This window comes from Streptomyces sp. NPDC038200 (assembly GCF_055600785.1).
Genome location: NZ_JBVJYH010000031.1, coordinates 16,657 through 34,498 on the forward strand (window position 1 = coordinate 16,657; position 17,842 = coordinate 34,498).

Sequence of the window (17,842 nt, forward strand, 5' to 3'; positions counted from 1 at the left end):
ACCGCACTCCCTGCCCGGCGCCGATCCGCACCGCGACCGCCGTTGCTCTTGCCCAGCGGATATGCGAGACCGGCATCACTGACTAAAGTCGTCCCGTTACACCTGGTTGTGGGGACAACCAGAGCGCCTCGGGGAGGGCTTGCACCACATGGGTCGTCGCTCTAACGGCTTGGCCGGCATCTGGGCCGAGATGCAGAGGCAGCAGCAGCGCCGGCTGGAGGCCGAGGCCGGACGACAGCGACAGGAAGCGCAGCAAGCACGTGCCTACCTGCGGCGGGCTGCCCAGAGCCACCGCGAGTACCGGCAGGCCGAGGCACTGCGTCGCACACGGGAACTGGACGCGCGGGTCGCGGCGCTGCAAGGTCTCCTCGCCTCGGGCTGCCAGGCCCCGGCTTTCAGGGCCACCTCTCTCATGCGCCCGGCGGGGGTTCCGCCGCGCCCCGCAGGGGCCCAGGGGTTCGCTCCGGGAACACCGGAGCCGCCCGTCCCTGTGCCGGACTTCGGTCACCACCAGCCGCAGAGCGGGTGGGCCGCCGGTGTGGTCGAGCTGACCGAGGGAGTGAGGCGCCGCGATCCCGACGCCGTGGTCGAGTACTTCTCCGCCGCGCTCTACGCCTCGACGGCGTGGCCGGAGGGTTTCCCGCGCCAGGTGGCGGCGGCCTACGACCCGGCGGCCGGACAGCTGGTGCTGGACTGGGAGCTGCCCGCCTACGACGTCGCCCCCGAGGTCAAGTCCGTCCGGTACATGCCCAGCCTGGACCAGGACAAGGAGACGCCCCGGCCGGTGGGCCAGCGCCGGGCTCTGTACCGTGAGGTCCTCGCCCAGTGCATGCTGCTCGTTCTGCACGAACTCTTCGCCGCGGACGAGTCGGGCGCGCTCGAGTCGGTGGCCTTGAACGGATTCGTGGACGGGCACGACCCCACGACGGGCCGGCCGGGTCACATCTTTCTGGCCACCGTGATGGCTCCACGCTCGACGTTCCGCGACCTGCACCTGGCGCAGGTGGACGCCCCCAGCTGCCTGGCCGGCGCGCTGCGCGGGCAGCTTTCGGCGCGCCCCGACCAGCTCACGCCGGTGCGGACGAGTCGCCGGCCGCAGGAGGTCGGGAACCGTGTCGTCACGCATGGCAGCGCCGAGGAACCCGACCTGTACGAGATGGATCCGATCGCCTTCGAGGACCTCGTCGCCGATCTCTTCCGGGCCATGGGCATGCAGGCGGTCACCACCCAGCGCTCGAACGACGGCGGGGTGGACGTCGACGCGCTGGATCCGGCTCCCATCCGAGGCGGCAAGATCGTCGTGCAGGTGAAGCGCTACCGCAACACGGTCCCGCCCACCGCCGTGCGCGACTTGTACGGGACCGTGCAGGACACCGGCGCCAACAAGGGCGTGCTCGTGACGACGTCGGGGTTCGGCCCCGGCTCGCACACCTTCGCCCAGGGCAAACCGCTGGAACTGATCTCGGGGACCGAACTCGTCGACCTGCTGCACCGGCACGGGCTTCGCGGACGCCTGGGCGACGGAGCCCGGCGCGGCGGAGCGCGGCCGGCGCCGTCGGTCCCGGATCCCCGGCTGCCCGACGACCACAACGTCCTGGGCATGTCGTGGACCGGAAGGGTCGCCCTGGACGTGTGCGCACTCGTCTGCCGCGGCGACCGGGTCCTCAGCGACGACCACTTCGTCTTCTACAACAACCCGCAGACGCCGGACGGCACCGTGCGCGCCCTTCCCGCCGGCCCGCCCGACAAGGCCGCGCTCCGCGTCTCCTTCGACGCGTTGCCGAGGGAGGCCGACCGGTTGGTTCTCGTGGCCGCCGTCGATCCGGAGGCCGACGCGGACGCCGACCTGTCCGGCTTCACCGACGCCTGCATCCGGCTTCTCGATCCCGGGATGACCGAGCTGGGGAGACTCGCCGTCTCCGACGGCCGGCCCCGCGAGACCGCCCTGGTACTCGGCTCCTTCCGCCGCAGGTCCAACGGGGACTGGGAATTCGTCCTCGGCGGCAAGGGCTACCCGGGCGGTCTGGAGGAACTCGTCAGGGACTACGGCATCGAGGTGGAGTAGGCCGTCCGCGCCCAGGTCCGGATGCCGCGATCCGGCCCCCCCGTCCACAAGGACACAGCGCTGCACGGCTCGAAGACGGGGCGCCCGGGCCCGGGTGCGGGCACCACGGGCACGTCGAGGGATCGAGCACGCGGAGCCTGCCGGCAGACGGAGAGCCCCGGTTCACGCCGCGGTCGCTCCACGGCGGCTGCCCCGTCGGTCCGCCTCGTCACCGCTCCGTGATCCACGCTGCGGCTCTGCCGCTCCACCGGCCTCCCGCACAGGGGCATCGCGCCCTTGAACCCCCGCGCCCCCGCACGCCCTGACGCCGAGTCGGCGCTTGAAAAAAGAATACGGTCGACTGTATGTTCTCTTGCATGAAGCCACCCCTTCTCACCGAGGCGACCGACCCGTTCTGCCTGGAGCAGGCGGATGCCGTGGCATTGCTGACCGGGGCCCCGTGGCGCAGGTACGCCGTCATCGGCGACAGCCTCTCGGCGGGAACCGGCGACCCCGCCCCGGGCTACCGGGACCAGGGCTGGCCGGACCGGGTCGCCGGTGTCCTGCGGGCCGTCCGGCCGGAACTGGAGTACCTCAACGTCTCCGAGGCCGGGGCGACGACCGCCCGGACGCTGGAGAACCAGGCGGCCCGAATGGCCGAGTTCGCCCCGGACCTGCTCCATCTGCCGTGCGGGGCCAACGACATCGTGCGGCGCAGACCGGACTTCGGCGCGGTGGAGCGAACGCTTCGGCAGATGTACGACCTGGCGAAGGGGACCGGCGCCCTGCTGACGACCTTCACGCTCGGCAGGGCGTACGTCGTCCCCGTATTCCCCGACTGGCCGGAGCGGATCGCCGCGGTCAACGAGATCGTGCGGGGGCTGGCGTCCGAGTACGACGCCGTAGTGGTGGACATGTGGGAGCACCCGGTCAACGACCGCGGCAACCTGCTCAGCGAGGACCGCATCCACTTCTCGGCCTCGGGCCAGGCCGTCATGGCGGCCGAGATGATCAAGCGGTTGGCCGGTTCCCTGGGGCGCGCCGCCTCGGCGTGACGCCCGCTCCCGAGCCCGACCGCCGCCCGGCCGGACCCCCCGGGTGGACTTCCCGCGCGCACGCGATGCCGCATTCCGACGAACGAAGAGGTCTTCTGTCGTGGCAAGCAGTCAGCAATCCGTCAGCCGGCCGGTGGTGGCCGGGCAAGCCGACGCCCTTCCGTGGCTGACGTTATCGGTGGCTTTGGCCGCCCTGTTCATGGCGGTCCTCGACTCGTTCATCGTCGTGGTCGCCGCCCCCTCGATCGTGGCGGACCTGCACGCCTCCGACAGCGATGTGCAGTGGGTCCTGGCGGGTTACCAGCTGAGTTACGCGGTCTTCATCATCACGGCCACCCGCCTGGCCGACCTGTACGGCCGCAAGGGGATGTTCCTCCTCGGGGTGGCCCTGTTCACTCTGTCGTCGGTCGCCTGCGCGCTGTCCCCGAACGCGGGCGGCCTCATCACCGCGCGTGTCGTCCAGGGCCTGGGAGCCGCCCTGATGGTTCCTCAGGTGTTCGCGTACGTCACGGTGCTGGTGCCGGCGGCGAGGCGGCACCGCGTGTACGGAGTGCTGGGCATCGTCATGGGCCTGGCCACCATCGGCGGACAGGTCGTCGGCGGACTGCTGATCGGGGCCGACCTGTTCGGCTCTGGCTGGCGCCTGGTGTTCTGGGTGAACGTGCCGATCGGAATCGCCATGTTCCTGCTCGCCGTGCGCTACGTACCGAGGACGGGGTCAGCCGCCGACCGCAGGCTGGACACGCCCGGCGTCCTGGTGCTCAGCGCGGCCCTCTTCCTCCTGGTGCTCCCGCTGATCCAGGGGCGGGAGGCAGGCTGGCCGGGGTGGGTCTGGGCCTGCTTCGCGGGCAGTGCGGTGGCGTTCGCCCTGTTCGTCGCGATCGAGCGGGGACGGGAACGGCGGGGCGGGGATCCGCTGGTGCCGCTGTCGCTGTTCCGGCAGCGCTCGTTCTCCCTCGGCCTCGTTCTCGTCCTCGCCCTGTACGCGCTGATCTACTCCTACTACCTGGTGCTGTCGGTGGCGTTGCAGCAGGGCCTCGGCATGTCGGCGCTCGGCGCGGGCCTGGTCCACACGCCGGCGGCCACCGCCTTCTTCGTGTTCGGCATGGTGGCGAGCCGGATCATCCCGAGATACGGGCGCCGTGTCCTGGAGGCCGGGGCGATCGTCCTGGCGAGCGGATACCTGGCGACCGGTCTCCTGCTGGTGTCCGGACCGCGGATCACCCCCCTGCTCGTGATCCCCACGCTCGTGCTGCAGAGCGTCGGTGGCGGACTGGTGATCACACCGGCGCTCAACACGGTGCTGAGCCGCGTCGAGCCGGAGTCGGCCGGTGTCGCGTCGGGGATCCTGTCGACGGCTCAGCAGTGCGGCGGAGCGCTGGGCGTCGCCGTGATCGGTGCCGTCTTCTTCGGCTCGTTCCGTCCCGCGTCGGTCGGCAGGGTCGCCGCCGCCGGCCACGCCCTTGCGGTGGCGTCCTTCGGGACGCTCGTCATCGCCGTCACAGCGGGCGTCGTCGTCTTCCTTCTGCCGAAACGGCCGCAGGAGCACGAGTGAGCCGACCGCGTCACCGCGGAGCGGTCAGCAGCCCCTCGACGACGCGGCGGACCTTGCTCACCGCGCTGTCGTCCCCCAGCCGCAGAGCCGTGTTGGCGGCGCACAGCAGCGCGTCGATCTGGAAGACGGCGAGTTCGACGTCCAGGTCCGCGATCTCACCGGCGTCGACGGCGTACCGCAGTTCGCCGGCGATCACCTCGAGCCACTCCCGCTGGTCCCGGAAGAGCGCGTCATGGACGGGCCCGGTCCTGCCGTCGAACTCCGCGAGGTTCGCGGCCCGGAAGCATCCGCCCGCGAACAGCGGGGTGGAGGCGTAGACGACCCACTCGTCGAGCAGCGCGCGCAGACGCGCGACGCCGCGCGGCGCGGACCCGGCCGGCCGGACGACGTGGTCGACGAACATCTCGCGGGCGAAGTCGACGACCGCCAGCTGCAGCGCCTCCTTCGTCTTGAAGAGCGTCTGGATGCCCGCCTTGCTGTGCCCGGTGTCCGTGGCCAGACGGCCGAAGCTGATCCCTCCGAGACCGTCGAGCGAGGCGATGTCGACGGCCCGCTCCAGAATGGCCTTCCGGGTCCGGGCACCGCGCAGGAGGCGTTTGTCGGTGACGGCGGCCGCGGCACTACCCATACGGTCGATCGTACCCCAGTCCGTCGGGCTCGATCGGTGGCCGGCAAGGGAGTTGCGCGCGGCCGGGCCGCCGAAGGCGTCCCGCGCCACCGAACATTCACCCCGCACACCCCTTGGCTCCGCGTCCGCCGTGCCCAACACTGTGCCGATGACGCAGCGTGCGGAGTTCGCGACGGTGAGGGACCGGCTGGCCGTGGAGGACCTGGTCACCGCGTACGCGGTGACGGTGGACGACGGAGACTGGGCGGCGTACCGGGGGCTGTTCACGGCGGACGGCCGGGCCGACTACCGTTCGGCGGGCGGCATCGAGGGCGACGCGGAGCGGGTCGCCGCCTGGCTCGCCGAGAACCTGGCCCTGTTCGCCGTGCGGCAGCATCTGATCGTCAACCGGCAGGTGCGATTCGGAACCCTGGAGCAGGACACCGGGGACACCGCCCGGGTGCGCGCCGACTATCTCAACCCCCTGCGTTTCGCCGGCCCCGACGGCTCCGCCGCACCGGACCTCGTGTGCGGCGGGCGGTACGACTTCGGTGTGCTGCGGACCGCCGACGGCTGGCGGCTGCGCGAGGTCGTCGTACAGGAGAAGTGGCGCCGTCCGCCGACGAGCGGACCCGGCGCCGGGTGAGGGGCGCGGGCAGGCTCCGGGACGCACCGGTTGCGTCCCCGACGCACACTGGAACCACAGCTGGGTAGGAAGGGTCCTTATGAGGACGATCAACCACTGGCTGACCTCCCCCTGGCGTCGCTCGGCCACCGCCGCCCTCGCCGGCGCCCTGCCCGTACTCGCGTTCCCGGCCCCGTCGCTGTGGTGGTTCGCGTACGTCGCCCTGGTGCCGTGGATCCTGTTGGCCCGCTCGGCGCCGACGGGACGGCGGGCGGCGTACGACGGCTGGTGCGGCGGCATCGGCTTCCTGGTGGCCGTGCACCACTGGCTGCTGCCGAGCCTGCACGTGTTCATCTTCCTGATAGCCGCGCTGCTGGGGCTGCTCTGGGCACCCTGGGGACTGCTCGTGCGCCGGCTGCTGGGCGGGACGCCGTCGCCGGGCCGGATCGGCGCCGCGCTGCTGGTACTGCCGTCGGCCTGGCTGGCGGTGGAACTGGTCCGGTCCTGGCAGGGCCTCGGCGGGCCCTGGGGCATGCTGGGCGCCAGCCAGTGGCAGGTGGACCCGGCGCTGCGGCTCGCCTCGGTGGGCGGGGTGTGGCTGCTCAGCTTCCTGGTGGTGGCCGTCAACACGGCGGTGGCGGTGCTGGTCTCGGTCCGCGCGTCACGCGTGCCGGCCGTGGCCTCGCTGGCCGCCACGGCCGCCGCGACCTCGGCGGCCTGGGTGTGGGCGCCCCGCCCGGACGTCGACGCGGCCACGCGGATCGCCGTCGTGCAGCCGGGGGTCGTGGCCGGACAGGACAGCGGTGACAAGCGGTTCGACCGGGAGGAACAGCTGACCCGGCGGCTCGCCGGGCAGGACGTCGACCTGGTGGTGTGGGGCGAGTCCAGCGTCGGCTTCGACCTGGACGACCGCCCCGACCTGACCCGGCGGCTGGCCGCGCTGTCCCGGGTGACGGGTGCCGACGTCCTGGTGAACGTGGACGCCCGCCGCTCCGACCGGCCCGGCATCTACAAGAGTTCGGTACTGGTCGGCCCGGACGGCCCGACCGGCGACCGGTACGACAAGATGCGGCTGGTCCCGTTCGGCGAGTACATACCGGCCCGTTCCCTGCTCGGCTGGGCCACCTCGGTGGGCCGGGCCGCGGGCGAGGACCGGCGCCGCGGCACCGAGCAGACCGTGATGAACGTCGGGCACGGACTGCGGATCGGCCCGCTGGTCTGTTTCGAGACCGCGTTCCCCGACATGAGCCGGCACCTCGCCGAGGACGGCGCGGACATCCTCCTCGGCCAGTCCTCCACCTCGTCCTTCCAGCACAGCTGGGCCCCCGAGCAGCACGCCTCGCTGGCCGCGCTGCGCGCCGCCGAGACCGGCCGCCCGATGGTGCACGCCACGCTCACGGGCGTCTCGGCGGTCTACGGCCCGGACGGGCAGCGCCTCGGTCCGTGGCTCGGCACCGGCGCGAGCACCACGCGCGTGTACGACGTACCGCTCGCGCACGGCATCACGCCGTACGTCCGCTACGGCGACTGGCCGGTGCACGGTGCGCTGCTGGTGCTGGCCGCGCTGGGCGTGACCGAGGGGATACGGGCGTTCAGGCTGCGCCGGAGCGGTCCTGCACCGCTCGTACCACGCGCTCGCACAGCTCATGGGTCGCCAGCGCGTCACGGGCGCTGAGCACCTTCCCCGCCCGTACGGCGTCGAGGAAGGCGAGGACCGCCTGCTCGATGCCGCGCTGCCGGGCCACCGGCACCCAGTCGCCGCGCCGGCGCACGGTCGGCTGTCCCTTGTGGTCGATCACCTCGGCGAGGTTGACCACCTGGCGCTTGGTGTCCTGACCGGACACCTCCAGGATCTCCTCGCTGGAGCCGCTGAGCCGGTTCATGACGCCGAGCGCGGTGAAGCCGTCCCCGGCGAGCTGGAGCACGACGTGGTGGAGCAGCCCGTCCTCGGCGCGGGCGCGGACGCTGACGTCGTCGACCGGCCCCGGCACCAGGAACCGCAGGGTGTCCACGACGTGGATGAAGTCGTCCAGGATCATCGAGCGGGGCTCCTCCGGCAGCCCGACCCGGTTCTTCTGCAGGAGGATCAGCTCGCGGGGGTGGTCCAGGCACTGCGCGTACCCGGGCGCGTACCGGCGGTTGAAACCCACGGACAACGACACACCGCGCTGCTCGGCGAGGTCCACCAGCCGCTCGGAGTCGGCGAGTTCATAGGCGAGCGGCTTGTCCACGTACGTCGGGACGCCGGCCTCCAGCAGTCGGGTGACGATCTCGGGGTGGACGGCCGTCGGCGCGTGCACGAAGGCCGCGTCGAGGCCGGCGGCGAGCAGCGAGTCGAGGGTGGTGTGCCGCTGCTCCCGGGGCACGCGCAGGGTGTCCCCGACCCGCTCCAGGGTGGCGGGTGTGCGGGTCTGCAGATGGAGGTCGAGCCCCGGCTGCGCGCCCAGCACCGGCAGGTACGCCTTCTGCGCGATGTCCCCGAGTCCGATGCAGCCGACCTTCACGTGCTCTCCTCTACCGCTGGCCTGCGTATTGCCTGCCGGAAGCATACGGGGGCCGCCAGTCGGCGATGCCGTCGAAGCCGCGCAGGAAGAACGCCGGCCCGGCCGCCGACAGAGCCGCGACGGCCGTGTCGCGTACGGCCACCAGGGCACGGCCGCGGGCCATGTTGAGGCGGGCGACGCGGACGGCCCGGCGGGCGACGGCGGTCGTCCGCGGGAGGCGGGCGGCGGTGTAGGCGGGCAGGTCCGCGCCGTGGTGCGCGAGGACGACGGCGTCCTCGACGGCCTGGTTGCCGCCCTGGCCGAGGGTCGGTGGCATCGCGTGGGCGGCGTCGCCGAGGAGGACCGTCCGGCCCGAGTGGTAGGCGGGCAGGGGGCGGGCGAGGTGGTGGACGTCGTGCCGGAGCACGTCCTCGGGGCGGGCGGCGGCGAGCACGGCGGGGACGGGGTCGTGCCAGTCGCCGTAGCGGCGCAGCAGTTCGGCCTTCTCGTCGTCGGGGGCGTGCTCCCCGGCCGGGACCACGGCGGCCGCGTAGGCGTAGACCCGGCCGTCCCCGAGGGGGTGGGTGCCCCAGATGTGGCCGCGGCCCCAGGTCTCGTGCGGGGCGAACTCCGCGCCGGGCACCGGGACGAGTACCCGCCACGTGGTGAACCCGGCGTACGCCGGCCCGGGGTGGCGGGGGAACAGGACGCCGCGGACGCGCGAGCCGATGCCGTCCGCGCCGACCACCAGGTCGGCCTCCAGCTCGTCCTCGCCGGTGGTCACGCGGGCCGGCCGGTGTCGGTCGCCGGGGTCGGCGAGGGCCGCGGGCGCCGCGGTGCGGACGGTACCGGGCGGGAGGAGGGCGGCGAGCCGGTCGACGAGGACGGCCCGGGGCAGCAGCACCAGGGGGCCGCCGAAGCGTGCGGCGGCGGCCTCGGCGTCGGAGCGGGACAGCCAGCGCCCGCGGGGCGTGCGCAGGCCCCCGTCCCCCTGCCAGGCGGCCAGGTCGCGGATCTCGTCGCCGATGCCGAGGACGTCCAGGGCGCGCAGGGCGTTGGGGGCGAGCGAGATGGCCGCGCCGACGGGGTCCAGGGAGGGGGCGCGCTCCAGCACGGTCACGGCCCGGCCCCGCTGGTGCAGAGCCGCTGCCGCGGCCAGCCCTCCGATGCCGCCCCCGATGACGATCACACGCGTCGGCCGAGCCATGGCTCCCCCTCTTGACTACACCTGTAGTGCAGCCGACCTTACTACAGCCGTAGTGAGGCGGGTAGGGTCGGCGCATGTCCGTGGCACCCCCCAGCTCCCCCCACTCACCGAGCACCGCCCGCGCCGAACGGGTCGCCGATGCCGCCCTCGCGCTGCTCGCCGGGCGCGGCATGCGCGGGCTGACGCACCGGGCGGTGGACGAGGCGGCCGGGCTGCCGCCGGGCTCGACGTCGAACGTGGCGCGCACCCGGCAGGCCCTGCTGGAACTCGCGGTGCGGCGGCACGCGGAGCGGGAGGCACGGGTGCTGGCGCTGGCGGAGCTGCCGGACCCGCGCGGCGGACCCGACGCACTGGCCGAGGGTCTGGCGCTGGCGGTGCACCGCTCGCTGACCCGCGACCGCGATCTGCTGATCGCCCGCTACGAACTGGCCCTGGAGGCCACCCGCCGCCCCGAACTGCGCGCGTTCTACGACCGGACCGGCGCCGTGTTCAAGGAACAGCTGACCGCGATGCTCACCGCCGTGGGCTCACCCGCCCCGGACCGCCATGTGCTGTCCCTGGTCGCCTGGGCGGACGGGCTGATGTTCTCCTGCGCGGCCGGTTCCTTCAGCACCCGGACACCGGACCTGGCGGAGATCCGCACCGGGCTGCGGGAACTGCTGCGGGGCCTGCTGGGGAGCTGAGGATCCTCGGCCGTCCCCGGACCACGGCGGACGGACCGGCGACGCCCCCGGCGACCGGACGTCAGCCCCCGTACGGCACATCCCTCGCACGGGGCATGCAATCACCCGTGCGGGGCACCGGACTCGCCTCCCTGCTGCCAAGCCGGGCGCCGAACCAGCAGAGTTGCGCGGGTGTATCGAACGACGACCACCGCAGCGCTTCTGGTCACCGTGGCCGTCTCGGCCCTCTCCGGCTGTGTGACGGTGCGGCACCCGGCGACCCCGGGGCCGCCGGACACCGCGCCCTCGCAGCCGGCCGCGCCCCGGCCGGACGGCAGCGCGCCGCCCCGGGTGGTGGAGGCGCCGGCCGTCGAGGCACTGGAGATGGCCGGACCGTCCCGGCATCCGGAACGCTCCCGGCCGCCCGCCGGACACATGCCCCCGGCCGCGCCCGAGGTCATCCACCGGCCGCCGGCCCCGCCCGCGCCGCCGACCCCCCGCCCGGCCCGCCCCCGGTCCCCGGGCACCGACGCGCCCGCCCCGGTGCCGCCCCTGCCGGGGGCTCCGGACGTGTGCGCCCTGGGCAACGCGTACGGGGGCTGGCGCGAGGACGGCCCCGAGGCGAGCCTCTGCGAGCAGGCGTACGGGCACTGAGCCGCGTCCCGACAGGCGCGCGGCGGTCTCGGGACCCGATCCCCACCGCGCGGACACGACCGGCCGCGCCGGGGTTCCTAGCGCTGCCGGGGCGGGCCCCAGCTGTCGCCGCCCGGGGCGCCGTCCTCCCCCAGCCGCAGCGCCAGGCGGCTGATCGCGGACCGGACCCCCTCGCCGTAGCCGTCGTCGGACAGGGAGCCCGCCGCGCGGCGGGCCCGGCGCAGGTGGCTGCGGGCGGCCTCGGCGCGGCCCAGCTTGGCGTAGTCGGCGGCCAGGTTGAGGTGCAGGGAGGGGAAGAAGCCCTGGACACTGGACGGGTCGCCGCCCGCGCGGCCGTCGGCCAGTTCCTCGGCCGCCGACAACGCCCTCAGGTCCCAGGCGAGTTCGTCCGCCGGATCGTCCTGGGTGTCGGCCAAGTAGTGGGCCAGGGTGCAGCGGTGCAGCGGGGCGCCGTCCTCGCCGATCTCCGCCCACAGATCCAGGAAACGGCTGCGGGCCTCCTCGCGGTCGCCGCCGTGGTGCAGCATCACGACCTGCCCGATCCGCGTCAGCACGGCGTCCGGCGCCGCCTGCTCCTGTCGCTCCGCCACGAGGCCCTCCGGGCTGTCGACCGTTGTGTGGTTCCGACGCTAGACGGCGCCGACGGGATTCCCGGGCAGGCGGCGCCGTTGCGGGAGGCGCCGGCGGTCGGCCGCGGGCCGGTGGCGAGCCGGTCGCGCCCACGGGGCGGAGCCGTACACGGAGACGGCCCCGCGTCTTCGGGGAGTTGCGCCTGCGGCACTCCGCAGGCGCCCGCCGCCCTCAGCCCAGATTCGGGATTTGCCAGTCGATCGCCTCGTGCCCCTGCGCGGCGATGGCCTCGTTGATCTGTGTGAACGGGCGGGAGCCGAAGAACTTCTTGGCGGACAGCGGCGAGGGGTGCGCGCCCTTGACGACCACGTGCCGGCTCTCGTCGATCAGCGGGAGCTTCTTCTGCGCGTAGTTGCCCCACAGGACGAAGACCGCCGGGTCGGGGCGGGAGGCCACGGCGCGGATCACGGCGTCGGTGAACTTCTCCCAGCCCTTGCCCTTGTGCGAGTTGGCCTCACCGGACCGGACGGTGAGGACCGCGTTGAGCAGCAGCACGCCCTGCCGGGCCCACGGCATCAGGTAGCCGTTGTCCGGGACGGGCAGGCCCAGCTCCTCCTGCATCTCCTTGTAGATGTTCCGCAGCGACGGCGGGGTCTTCACACCGGGGCGGACCGAGAAGCACAGGCCGTGGCCCTGGCCCTCGCCGTGATACGGGTCCTGGCCCAGGACGAGGACCTTCACCCGCTCGTACGGCGTCGCGTCCAGCGCGGCGAAGACCTCTTCGCGCGGCGGATAGACGGGACCCTTCGCCCGCTCCTCCTCGACGAACTCGGTCAGCTCCTTGAAGTAGGGCTGCTGCAGTTCGTCGCCCAGAACCCCGCGCCAGGACTCGGGCAGCATGGCGATGTCGGTCACGTCAACGTCCTCACGATGTCGATCAGCTACTGCGTGTGGTCACTTCCAGGCCTCAGAACCTACAGGCGACCACTGACAACCGGTGCCCCGAGGGCGTTTCACCAGCTGGTCTTGCGGTGCAGTGTCCACATCATCATGATCGTCGACGGGTCCAGGGCCTGCTCGCCCCCGGAGACGTCATCGCTGGCCGCCACGAACTGCCGGCCCTGCCACAGCGGGATCAGCCGGGCGTCGTTCACCATGATCTGCTGGGCCGCCTCCACGTCCTTGACCGTCCGGGCGCGGTCGCTCTCCGCGCGCGAGTGGGGCAGCAGCCGGCCGGTGATCGCCTTGGCCGGGTAGGGCGTGCCGAGGGCGTTGTGCTCGCCGACGAACGGGGCGATGAAGTTGTCGGCGTCCGGGAAGTCCGGGAACCAGCCGCGCCCGAACACCGGGTACTCGCCCTTCTGGTAGCCGACCACATAGCTCTTCCAGGGGCGGCTCTTGAGGGTGACGCTGAACAGTCCGGAGTCGTCCAGCTGCCGCTGCAGCTCTCGGAACATCAGGGCCGTCTCGGAGCCGTAGCGGTCGGTGGTGTACCAGAGGGTGAGCGGGACGGGCCGGGTGATCCCGGCGTCCGAGAGGATCTTCCGGGCCTTGGGCACGCTCGGGTCGCCGTAGTCGTCGAAGAACCCGGTGGCATGGCCGGTGAGGCCCTTGGGGACCATCGAGTACAGCGGGTCGACGGTGTCCTTGTAGACCTTGTGCGCGATCGCCCCCCGGTCCACGATCTGGGCGACGGCCTTGCGCACGGCGGGCTGCTTGGCCCAGGGGTCCTTGGGGTTGAACACCAGGTAGCTGATGTCGGTGCCGGCGCCGTCGACCAGCTGCAGGTCCTCGTTGTCGTGCTGTTGCAGGGAGACGATGTCGTCGGCGGCGAGACCGCGGTAGGTGACGTCGATCTGCTTGTCCCGCAGCGCCTTGACCATGCCGGCGGAGTCCTGGAAGTAGCGGATGGTCACCGCGTCGTTCTGCCGCTTGGCGAAGCCCTGGTAGTTGTCGTTGCGGACGAGGACGGCCTCCGTGTCGTCCTCGTAGGACTTCAGCTCGTACGGCCCGGAGCCGTACACCGTGGTGTCCTTGCGCAGGGAGTTGGCGGGGTAGTCGTCCGGGTCGACGATCGACATGGCGGGGGTGGCCAGCACGAACGGGAAGGTGGCGTCGGACTGGTTGAGGTGGAAGACGATCTCGCGCTCGCCGGACGTCTCGATCCGGTCCAGACTGCCGAGCAGTCCGGCGGGGCCGCTGGGCGCGTTGATGGTGCGGATGCGGTTGATCGAGTACCGGACGGCCTCGGCGGTCAGCGCGTCGCCGTCGGCGAACTTCAGGTCCGCGCGCAGCTTGCAGCGGTACGTGCGGCTCGAGGAGTCGGTGAAGGCGCAGTTCTCGGCGGCGTCGGGCTGCGGGGTGGTGGCGCCGTTCGGGTAGGCGACGAGCGTCTGGAAGATGTTGCGGTACAGCTCCCAGGAGCCGTCCCAGGCGCCGGCCGGGTCGAGCGTGCTGGGGACGCTCGTGGTACCCACGACGATCGGACCCTGGCTGTCGGGATCACCGTCGGACAGCAGACTGCATCCGGCGACCAACGATATGGACGCGATCGCCGCGACTCTCCGCAGGAATCGGTTCCGGTTGAACACGCGCACGCTCCTCGATCTGCCCTACCAAGGGTCGGCAGACCATACCGCAGCGTCCGGCCCCCGGAACCTCCTTCGGAACAGGCGTTCTCGATCGACTGAGCCCTGACGACGTTGTCATTCCGCTGACCGGTTCCGTCAGGCCCTTCCGGGCGCCGATCCGTCCGAAAATCGGCGCCCGGAAGAAGATGCCCGGTCTCAGCCCACGCCGGCGTTGAGGAAGATTCCGCCGTCCACGACGAGCGTCTGACCGGTGATCCAGTCGGACTGCTCGGAGGTGAGGAAGGCCGCCGCCCCGCCGATGTCGGAGGGGACGCCGAGCCGGCCGAGCGGATAGGCCGCCGCCGCCTCCTCCTCGCGGCCCTCGTACAGGGCCTGGGCGAACTTGGTCTTGATCACGGCCGGGGCGATCGCGTTGACCCGTACCCCGGGCGCGAACTCGTGCGCCAGCTGCTGGGTCAGGTTGATCATCGCGGCCTTGCTGACGCCGTACGCGCCGATGAACGGCGAGGGCGCGAGGCCGGCGACCGAGGCGATGTTGACGATCGCGCCGCCGTTGTCCTTCTGCCAGGCGTGCCAGGTCTTCTGGGCGAAGCCGAGGGCGGAGATCACGTTGGTCTCGAAGACCTTGCGGGCGACGCCCAGGTCCAGGTCCGCGATCGGCCCGAACACGGGGTTGGTGCCCGCGTTGTTGACCAGGAAGTCGGCCCGGCCGAAGGCCTCCATGGTGCGCTCGACGACCTCGGTCTGGTGGTCCAGGTCGTGGGCCTTGCCGGCGACGCCGATGACCCGCTCGGCGCCGAGCTGCTCGACGGCCTCCTTGAGGGCGTCCTCGTTGCGGCCCGTGATGCACACGCGGTCGCCGCGTGCCACCAGCGCCTCGACGACGCCGTAGCCGATACCGCGGCTCGCGCCGGTGACGATCGCGACCTTGCCGGAGAGTTCCGGGAGTTCAGTCATGTCCGTGCTACCTCTGAATCCCTTAGTCGAGCGGTCCGCCGGCGACGTACAGCACCTGGCCGGAGACGAAGCCGGCCGCCTCGCCGGTGAAGAACGCGATGGCGTTGGCGATGTCCTCCGGCTCGCCGACCCGGTGCACCGGGATCTGCGTGGCGGCGGCCTTCTTGAAGTCCTCGAAGCCCATGCCGACCCGGTCGGCGGTGGCCTTGGTCATCTCGGTGGCGATGAAGCCGGGGGCGACGGCGTTGGCGGTGATGCCGAACTTGCCCAGTTCGATGGCGAGGGTCTTGGTGAAGCCCTGCAGGCCGGCCTTGGCGGCGGAGTAGTTGGCCTGGCCGCGGTTCCCGAGCGCCGAGGAGGAGGAGAGGTTGACGACCCGGCCCCAGCCCGCGTCCACCATGTGCTTCTGGACGGCCTTGGTCATCAGGAACGAGCCGCGCAGGTGCACGTTCAAGACCGTGTCCCAGTCGGAGACGCTCATCTTGAACAGCAGGTTGTCACGCAGCACACCGGCGTTGTTGACCAGGATCGTCGGGGCGCCCAGCTCCTCGGCGACCCGCGCGACGGCGGCCTCGACCTGCGCCTCGTCGGAGACGTCCGCGCCGACCGCGATGGCCTTGCCGCCGGCCGCGGTGATCTTCTCGACGGTGTCCTTGCAGGCGGCCTCGTCCAGATCGATCACGGCGACCGCGCGGCCTTCGGCGGCCAGTCGTACGGCGGTGGCGGCGCCGATGCCGCGCGCCGCGCCGGTGACTACCGCGACCCGCTGTTCTGTGGTGGACATTGCTGCTTCTCCTCGCCCTTGAGAGAACCTGTCGGACCCTCGGAGAGGGCCCGCCCATGCGGTGAGCGACCGCTTAGTACCTTCAGCACCCGTGACGCTAGAAGCCCTGGCACCCGGTGTCAACGGCACATCCGGCCGGTGTGATCCATTACCTCACCAGGAGGTCCAGCAATCGCTCCGTCTCGGCGGCGGGGTCGGCGGTCAGACCGGTGTGCGCAGGACCGGGCCGGACCACGGTGGAGCGGGGCGCGATCAGCCAGCGGTAGCGGCGCCCGGCGTCGTCCCCCGCCGCCTGCCCGGCCTCCTCCCCGCCCGCGCAGTGCCGCTCGATCGCCCGGAGCGCGGCGCGCACCCCGGCGACGTCGGCGGCCGGGTCCAGCGCGAGCAGCCGCGCCTCGTCCAGATGGGTGCGGGCGCCGACGTACGACCGGGCGCGGCAGTAGACGACCACGCCGGCGTTGATGCACTCGCCGCGCTCCACCCGGGGCACGACCCGCAGCAGCGCGTACTCGAACACGTCCCGGTCGCCGCCCTGGCCCGCCCGGGTGATGTGGCGCTCGGTCACATGGCCGGCCATGTGGATGTGGCGCTCGCTCACTTGCTCTCCTCGCATCGCTCGCTCATGTGCCCTCACTCGGTTCCGGAGCCGAGGCCGGTGATCCGCTCGGCGATGACGGCCGCTCGCGCGAGGAGCGGTCGTGCGTAGGCCCGGCGCAGGTCGTCCGGGGTGTCGAAGCCGGGTTCGTCGGCGAGCCAGGCGTCCGGGATCTCGGCGGTGACCTCGGCGAGCAGGTCCTCGGTGACCCGGGGTGCCAGCTCGGCCGCGGCCGCGGGCACGTCCGGGGCGAAGCGGGCGAGGGCGTGGTCGGAGGCGTCGTAGGGACGGGCCGCCGAAGCCTCGGCGGAGGGCCAGTTGTGGTGCCAGATCATCGTGGCGCCGTGGTCGATGAGCCACAGTTCGCCGTGGTGGACCAACAGGTTGGGGTTGCGCCAGGAGCGGTCGACGTTGTTGATCAGCGCGTCGAGCCAGACGATCCGGCCGGCCTCCTGTGGGTTCACCGGGAAGGCGAGCGGGTCGTAGCCGAGCGCGCCGGACAGGAAGTCCATGCCGAGGTTGGTGCCGCCGCTGCCCCGGAGCAGGTCCTGCACCTGCTGCTCGGGCTCGCCGAGCCCGAGGACCGGGTCCAGCTGGACGGTGACCAGCCGGGGCATGCGGAATCCGAGGCGCCGGGCGAGTTCGCCGCACACCACCTCGGCGACCAGGGTCTTGCGGCCCTGTCCGGCTCCGGTGAACTTCATGACGTAGATCCCGAAGTCGTCGGCCTCGACGAGCCCCGGCAGCGAGCCCCCCTCACGCAGGGGCGTGATGTAGCGGGTCGCGGTGACTTCCTTGAGCATCGCCCCAGGTTACTGGGGCAGGGCGCGGCGCCCGGCCCACAGCCCGCCGACAGCCGAGGCCCATGGCCCGCTCGTCACGGGCGGCAAGGATCCGGGCGTCCGTCTGAACGGCCGCCGTTCCTTGGCCGTACCCCATGGCGGATCACGACAGGCTCCGCGGAAGGGAAGTCCCCCATGACCAGCGCATCGCTCCAGCCCTCAGCGGGACCGGCCCGCCGTACCGTGGTGGCGGCGGCCGGGGCGGCCGGGCTCGCCGCCGCGCTGACCGCCTGCGGTTCGGACGACGGTTCCGGCAAGACCGTCACCACGGGAGCCGGGTCCGGCGACTCGGGCTCCGGCGGGTCCGCCCAGGACAGCGGCGGCTCCGCGCTCGCGAAGACCTCGGACATCCCCGAAGGCGGCGGCAAGGTCTTCAAGGACCAGGGTGTCGTGGTCACCCAGCCGACGGCGGGCACCTACAAGGCGTTCTCGGCCAAGTGCACCCACCAGGGCTGCGCGGTGGGCAGCGTGGCGAACGGCGTGATCGTCTGCCCGTGTCACCAGAGCCAGTTCTCGGCGGAGGACGGCAGCGTGAAGAAGGGACCCGCGACGCAGGCGCTGGCCGCCGCGAAGATCACCGTCTCCGGCGACGAGATCAAGCTGGCCTGAGC

At 72.5% G+C, this 17,842-nt stretch carries 18 protein-coding genes; 8 read left to right on the forward strand and 10 right to left on the reverse strand.

Going from position 1 to position 17,842, the window contains the following annotated elements; genetic code table 11:
* Positions 1–148: 148 nt before the first annotated feature.
* From ACZ7KF_RS38590 to ACZ7KF_RS38600, 3 genes are all read left to right on the forward strand, one after another.
* Positions 149–2,065 carry a restriction endonuclease gene (locus ACZ7KF_RS38590; protein ID WP_471086333.1) on the forward strand — a complete coding sequence of 639 codons (1,917 nt, stop codon included), beginning with the start codon at positions 149–151 and terminating at the stop codon, positions 2,063–2,065.
* A gap of 356 nt (positions 2,066–2,421) precedes the next feature.
* Positions 2,422–3,099 carry an SGNH/GDSL hydrolase family protein gene (locus ACZ7KF_RS38595; RefSeq protein WP_471086336.1) on the forward strand — a complete coding sequence of 226 codons (678 nt, stop codon included), beginning with the start codon at positions 2,422–2,424 and terminating at the stop codon, positions 3,097–3,099.
* 178 nt (positions 3,100–3,277) lie between these two features.
* Complete coding sequence (locus tag ACZ7KF_RS38600) at positions 3,278–4,654, forward strand: MFS transporter (protein ID WP_471086339.1); 1,377 nt, start codon at positions 3,278–3,280, stop codon at positions 4,652–4,654.
* Positions 4,655–4,664: 10 nt separating this feature from the next.
* Here the strand turns inward: ACZ7KF_RS38600 and ACZ7KF_RS38605 are convergent, their stop codons facing one another.
* The gene (locus tag ACZ7KF_RS38605) at positions 4,665–5,282 is read right to left on the reverse strand and encodes a TetR/AcrR family transcriptional regulator (protein ID WP_471086342.1); all 618 of its coding nucleotides are present in this window, start codon (positions 5,280–5,282) and stop codon (positions 4,665–4,667) included.
* Positions 5,283–5,430: 148 nt separating this feature from the next.
* On the opposite strand from ACZ7KF_RS38605, the gene ACZ7KF_RS38610 reads away from it, so the two are divergent.
* Both ACZ7KF_RS38610 and lnt read left to right on the forward strand, forming a co-directional pair.
* The gene (locus ACZ7KF_RS38610; RefSeq protein ID WP_471086344.1) at positions 5,431–5,907 is read left to right on the forward strand and encodes a nuclear transport factor 2 family protein; all 477 of its coding nucleotides are present in this window, start codon (positions 5,431–5,433) and stop codon (positions 5,905–5,907) included.
* Positions 5,908–5,986: 79 nt separating this feature from the next.
* Positions 5,987–7,561 carry an apolipoprotein N-acyltransferase gene (gene lnt / locus ACZ7KF_RS38615; RefSeq protein WP_471086347.1) on the forward strand — a complete coding sequence of 525 codons (1,575 nt, stop codon included), beginning with the start codon at positions 5,987–5,989 and terminating at the stop codon, positions 7,559–7,561.
* Here lnt and ACZ7KF_RS38620 read toward each other — a convergent pair.
* Positions 7,479–8,390 carry a Gfo/Idh/MocA family protein gene (locus ACZ7KF_RS38620; RefSeq protein ID WP_471086350.1) on the reverse strand — a complete coding sequence of 304 codons (912 nt, stop codon included), beginning with the start codon at positions 8,388–8,390 and terminating at the stop codon, positions 7,479–7,481. The two genes, lnt and ACZ7KF_RS38620, sit on opposite strands and share 83 nt — an antisense overlap.
* 10 nt (positions 8,391–8,400) lie before the next feature.
* The gene (locus ACZ7KF_RS38625; protein WP_471086353.1) at positions 8,401–9,576 is read right to left on the reverse strand and encodes an FAD-dependent monooxygenase; all 1,176 of its coding nucleotides are present in this window, start codon (positions 9,574–9,576) and stop codon (positions 8,401–8,403) included.
* Between the two features lie 74 nt (positions 9,577–9,650).
* Here ACZ7KF_RS38625 and ACZ7KF_RS38630 point away from each other — a divergent pair, with 74 nt between their 5' ends.
* Both ACZ7KF_RS38630 and ACZ7KF_RS38635 read left to right on the forward strand, forming a co-directional pair.
* On the forward strand, positions 9,651–10,259 hold the full coding sequence (locus tag ACZ7KF_RS38630; protein WP_471086356.1) for a TetR/AcrR family transcriptional regulator: 609 nt from the start codon (positions 9,651–9,653) through the stop codon (positions 10,257–10,259).
* Between the two features lie 171 nt (positions 10,260–10,430).
* Entirely contained in the window at positions 10,431–10,892 is a 462-nt protein-coding gene (locus ACZ7KF_RS38635; protein ID WP_471086359.1) for a hypothetical protein, read from the forward strand.
* A 77-nt stretch (positions 10,893–10,969) separates the two neighbouring features.
* On the opposite strand, the gene ACZ7KF_RS38640 is transcribed toward ACZ7KF_RS38635, so the two are convergent.
* The 7 genes from ACZ7KF_RS38640 to ACZ7KF_RS38670 all read right to left on the reverse strand — a co-directional run bounded on the left by ACZ7KF_RS38640 (position 10,970) and on the right by ACZ7KF_RS38670 (position 17,192).
* Positions 10,970–11,482, reverse strand: a complete 513-nt coding sequence (locus tag ACZ7KF_RS38640) for a hypothetical protein (RefSeq protein ID WP_471086362.1) — start codon at positions 11,480–11,482, stop codon at positions 10,970–10,972.
* A 211-nt stretch (positions 11,483–11,693) separates the two neighbouring features.
* Positions 11,694–12,377 (reverse strand): uracil-DNA glycosylase, encoded by a 684-nt coding sequence (locus tag ACZ7KF_RS38645; RefSeq protein ID WP_471086365.1) that lies wholly within the window; start codon positions 12,375–12,377, stop codon positions 11,694–11,696.
* Between the two features lie 98 nt (positions 12,378–12,475).
* Positions 12,476–14,053 (reverse strand): ABC transporter substrate-binding protein, encoded by a 1,578-nt coding sequence (locus ACZ7KF_RS38650; RefSeq protein WP_471086368.1) that lies wholly within the window; start codon positions 14,051–14,053, stop codon positions 12,476–12,478.
* A gap of 195 nt (positions 14,054–14,248) precedes the next feature.
* Complete coding sequence (locus ACZ7KF_RS38655) at positions 14,249–15,010, reverse strand: SDR family oxidoreductase (RefSeq protein WP_471086371.1); 762 nt, start codon at positions 15,008–15,010, stop codon at positions 14,249–14,251.
* Between the two features lie 22 nt (positions 15,011–15,032).
* Entirely contained in the window at positions 15,033–15,794 is a 762-nt protein-coding gene (gene fabG, locus ACZ7KF_RS38660) for a 3-oxoacyl-ACP reductase FabG (RefSeq protein WP_471086374.1), read from the reverse strand.
* 148 nt (positions 15,795–15,942) lie between these two features.
* A complete protein-coding gene (locus ACZ7KF_RS38665; RefSeq protein ID WP_471086377.1) occupies positions 15,943–16,392 on the reverse strand; it encodes a DUF3037 domain-containing protein in 450 nt (149 codons plus the stop codon).
* A 32-nt stretch (positions 16,393–16,424) separates the two neighbouring features.
* A complete protein-coding gene (locus tag ACZ7KF_RS38670) occupies positions 16,425–17,192 on the reverse strand; it encodes a HipA family kinase (protein ID WP_471086380.1) in 768 nt (255 codons plus the stop codon).
* 174 nt (positions 17,193–17,366) lie between these two features.
* Here ACZ7KF_RS38670 and ACZ7KF_RS38675 point away from each other — a divergent pair, with 174 nt between their 5' ends.
* Positions 17,367–17,840, forward strand: a complete 474-nt coding sequence (locus tag ACZ7KF_RS38675; protein WP_471086383.1) for a Rieske (2Fe-2S) protein — start codon at positions 17,367–17,369, stop codon at positions 17,838–17,840.
* The last annotated feature ends 2 nt before the right edge of the window (positions 17,841–17,842 follow it).

What these genes read in the sequence shown, in the direction of transcription:
- ACZ7KF_RS38610 (WP_471086344.1), top strand. Translation starts at nt 5,431, where the DNA reads ATGACGCAGCGTGCGGAGTTCGCGACGGTGAGGGACCGGCTGGCCGTG.
- ACZ7KF_RS38590 (WP_471086333.1), top strand. Translation starts at nt 149, where the DNA reads ATGGGTCGTCGCTCTAACGGCTTGGCCGGCATCTGGGCCGAGATGCAG.
- fabG (WP_471086374.1), bottom strand. Translation starts at nt 15,794, where the DNA reads ATGTCCACCACAGAACAGCGGGTCGCGGTAGTCACCGGCGCGGCGCGC.
- ACZ7KF_RS38595 (WP_471086336.1), top strand. Translation starts at nt 2,422, where the DNA reads ATGAAGCCACCCCTTCTCACCGAGGCGACCGACCCGTTCTGCCTGGAG.
- ACZ7KF_RS38675 (WP_471086383.1), top strand. Translation starts at nt 17,367, where the DNA reads ATGACCAGCGCATCGCTCCAGCCCTCAGCGGGACCGGCCCGCCGTACC.
- ACZ7KF_RS38605 (WP_471086342.1), bottom strand. Translation starts at nt 5,282, where the DNA reads ATGGGTAGTGCCGCGGCCGCCGTCACCGACAAACGCCTCCTGCGCGGT.
- ACZ7KF_RS38625 (WP_471086353.1), bottom strand. Translation starts at nt 9,576, where the DNA reads ATGGCTCGGCCGACGCGTGTGATCGTCATCGGGGGCGGCATCGGAGGG.
- lnt (WP_471086347.1), top strand. Translation starts at nt 5,987, where the DNA reads ATGAGGACGATCAACCACTGGCTGACCTCCCCCTGGCGTCGCTCGGCC.
- ACZ7KF_RS38630 (WP_471086356.1), top strand. Translation starts at nt 9,651, where the DNA reads ATGTCCGTGGCACCCCCCAGCTCCCCCCACTCACCGAGCACCGCCCGC.
- ACZ7KF_RS38655 (WP_471086371.1), bottom strand. Translation starts at nt 15,010, where the DNA reads ATGACTGAACTCCCGGAACTCTCCGGCAAGGTCGCGATCGTCACCGGC.
- ACZ7KF_RS38670 (WP_471086380.1), bottom strand. Translation starts at nt 17,192, where the DNA reads ATGCTCAAGGAAGTCACCGCGACCCGCTACATCACGCCCCTGCGTGAG.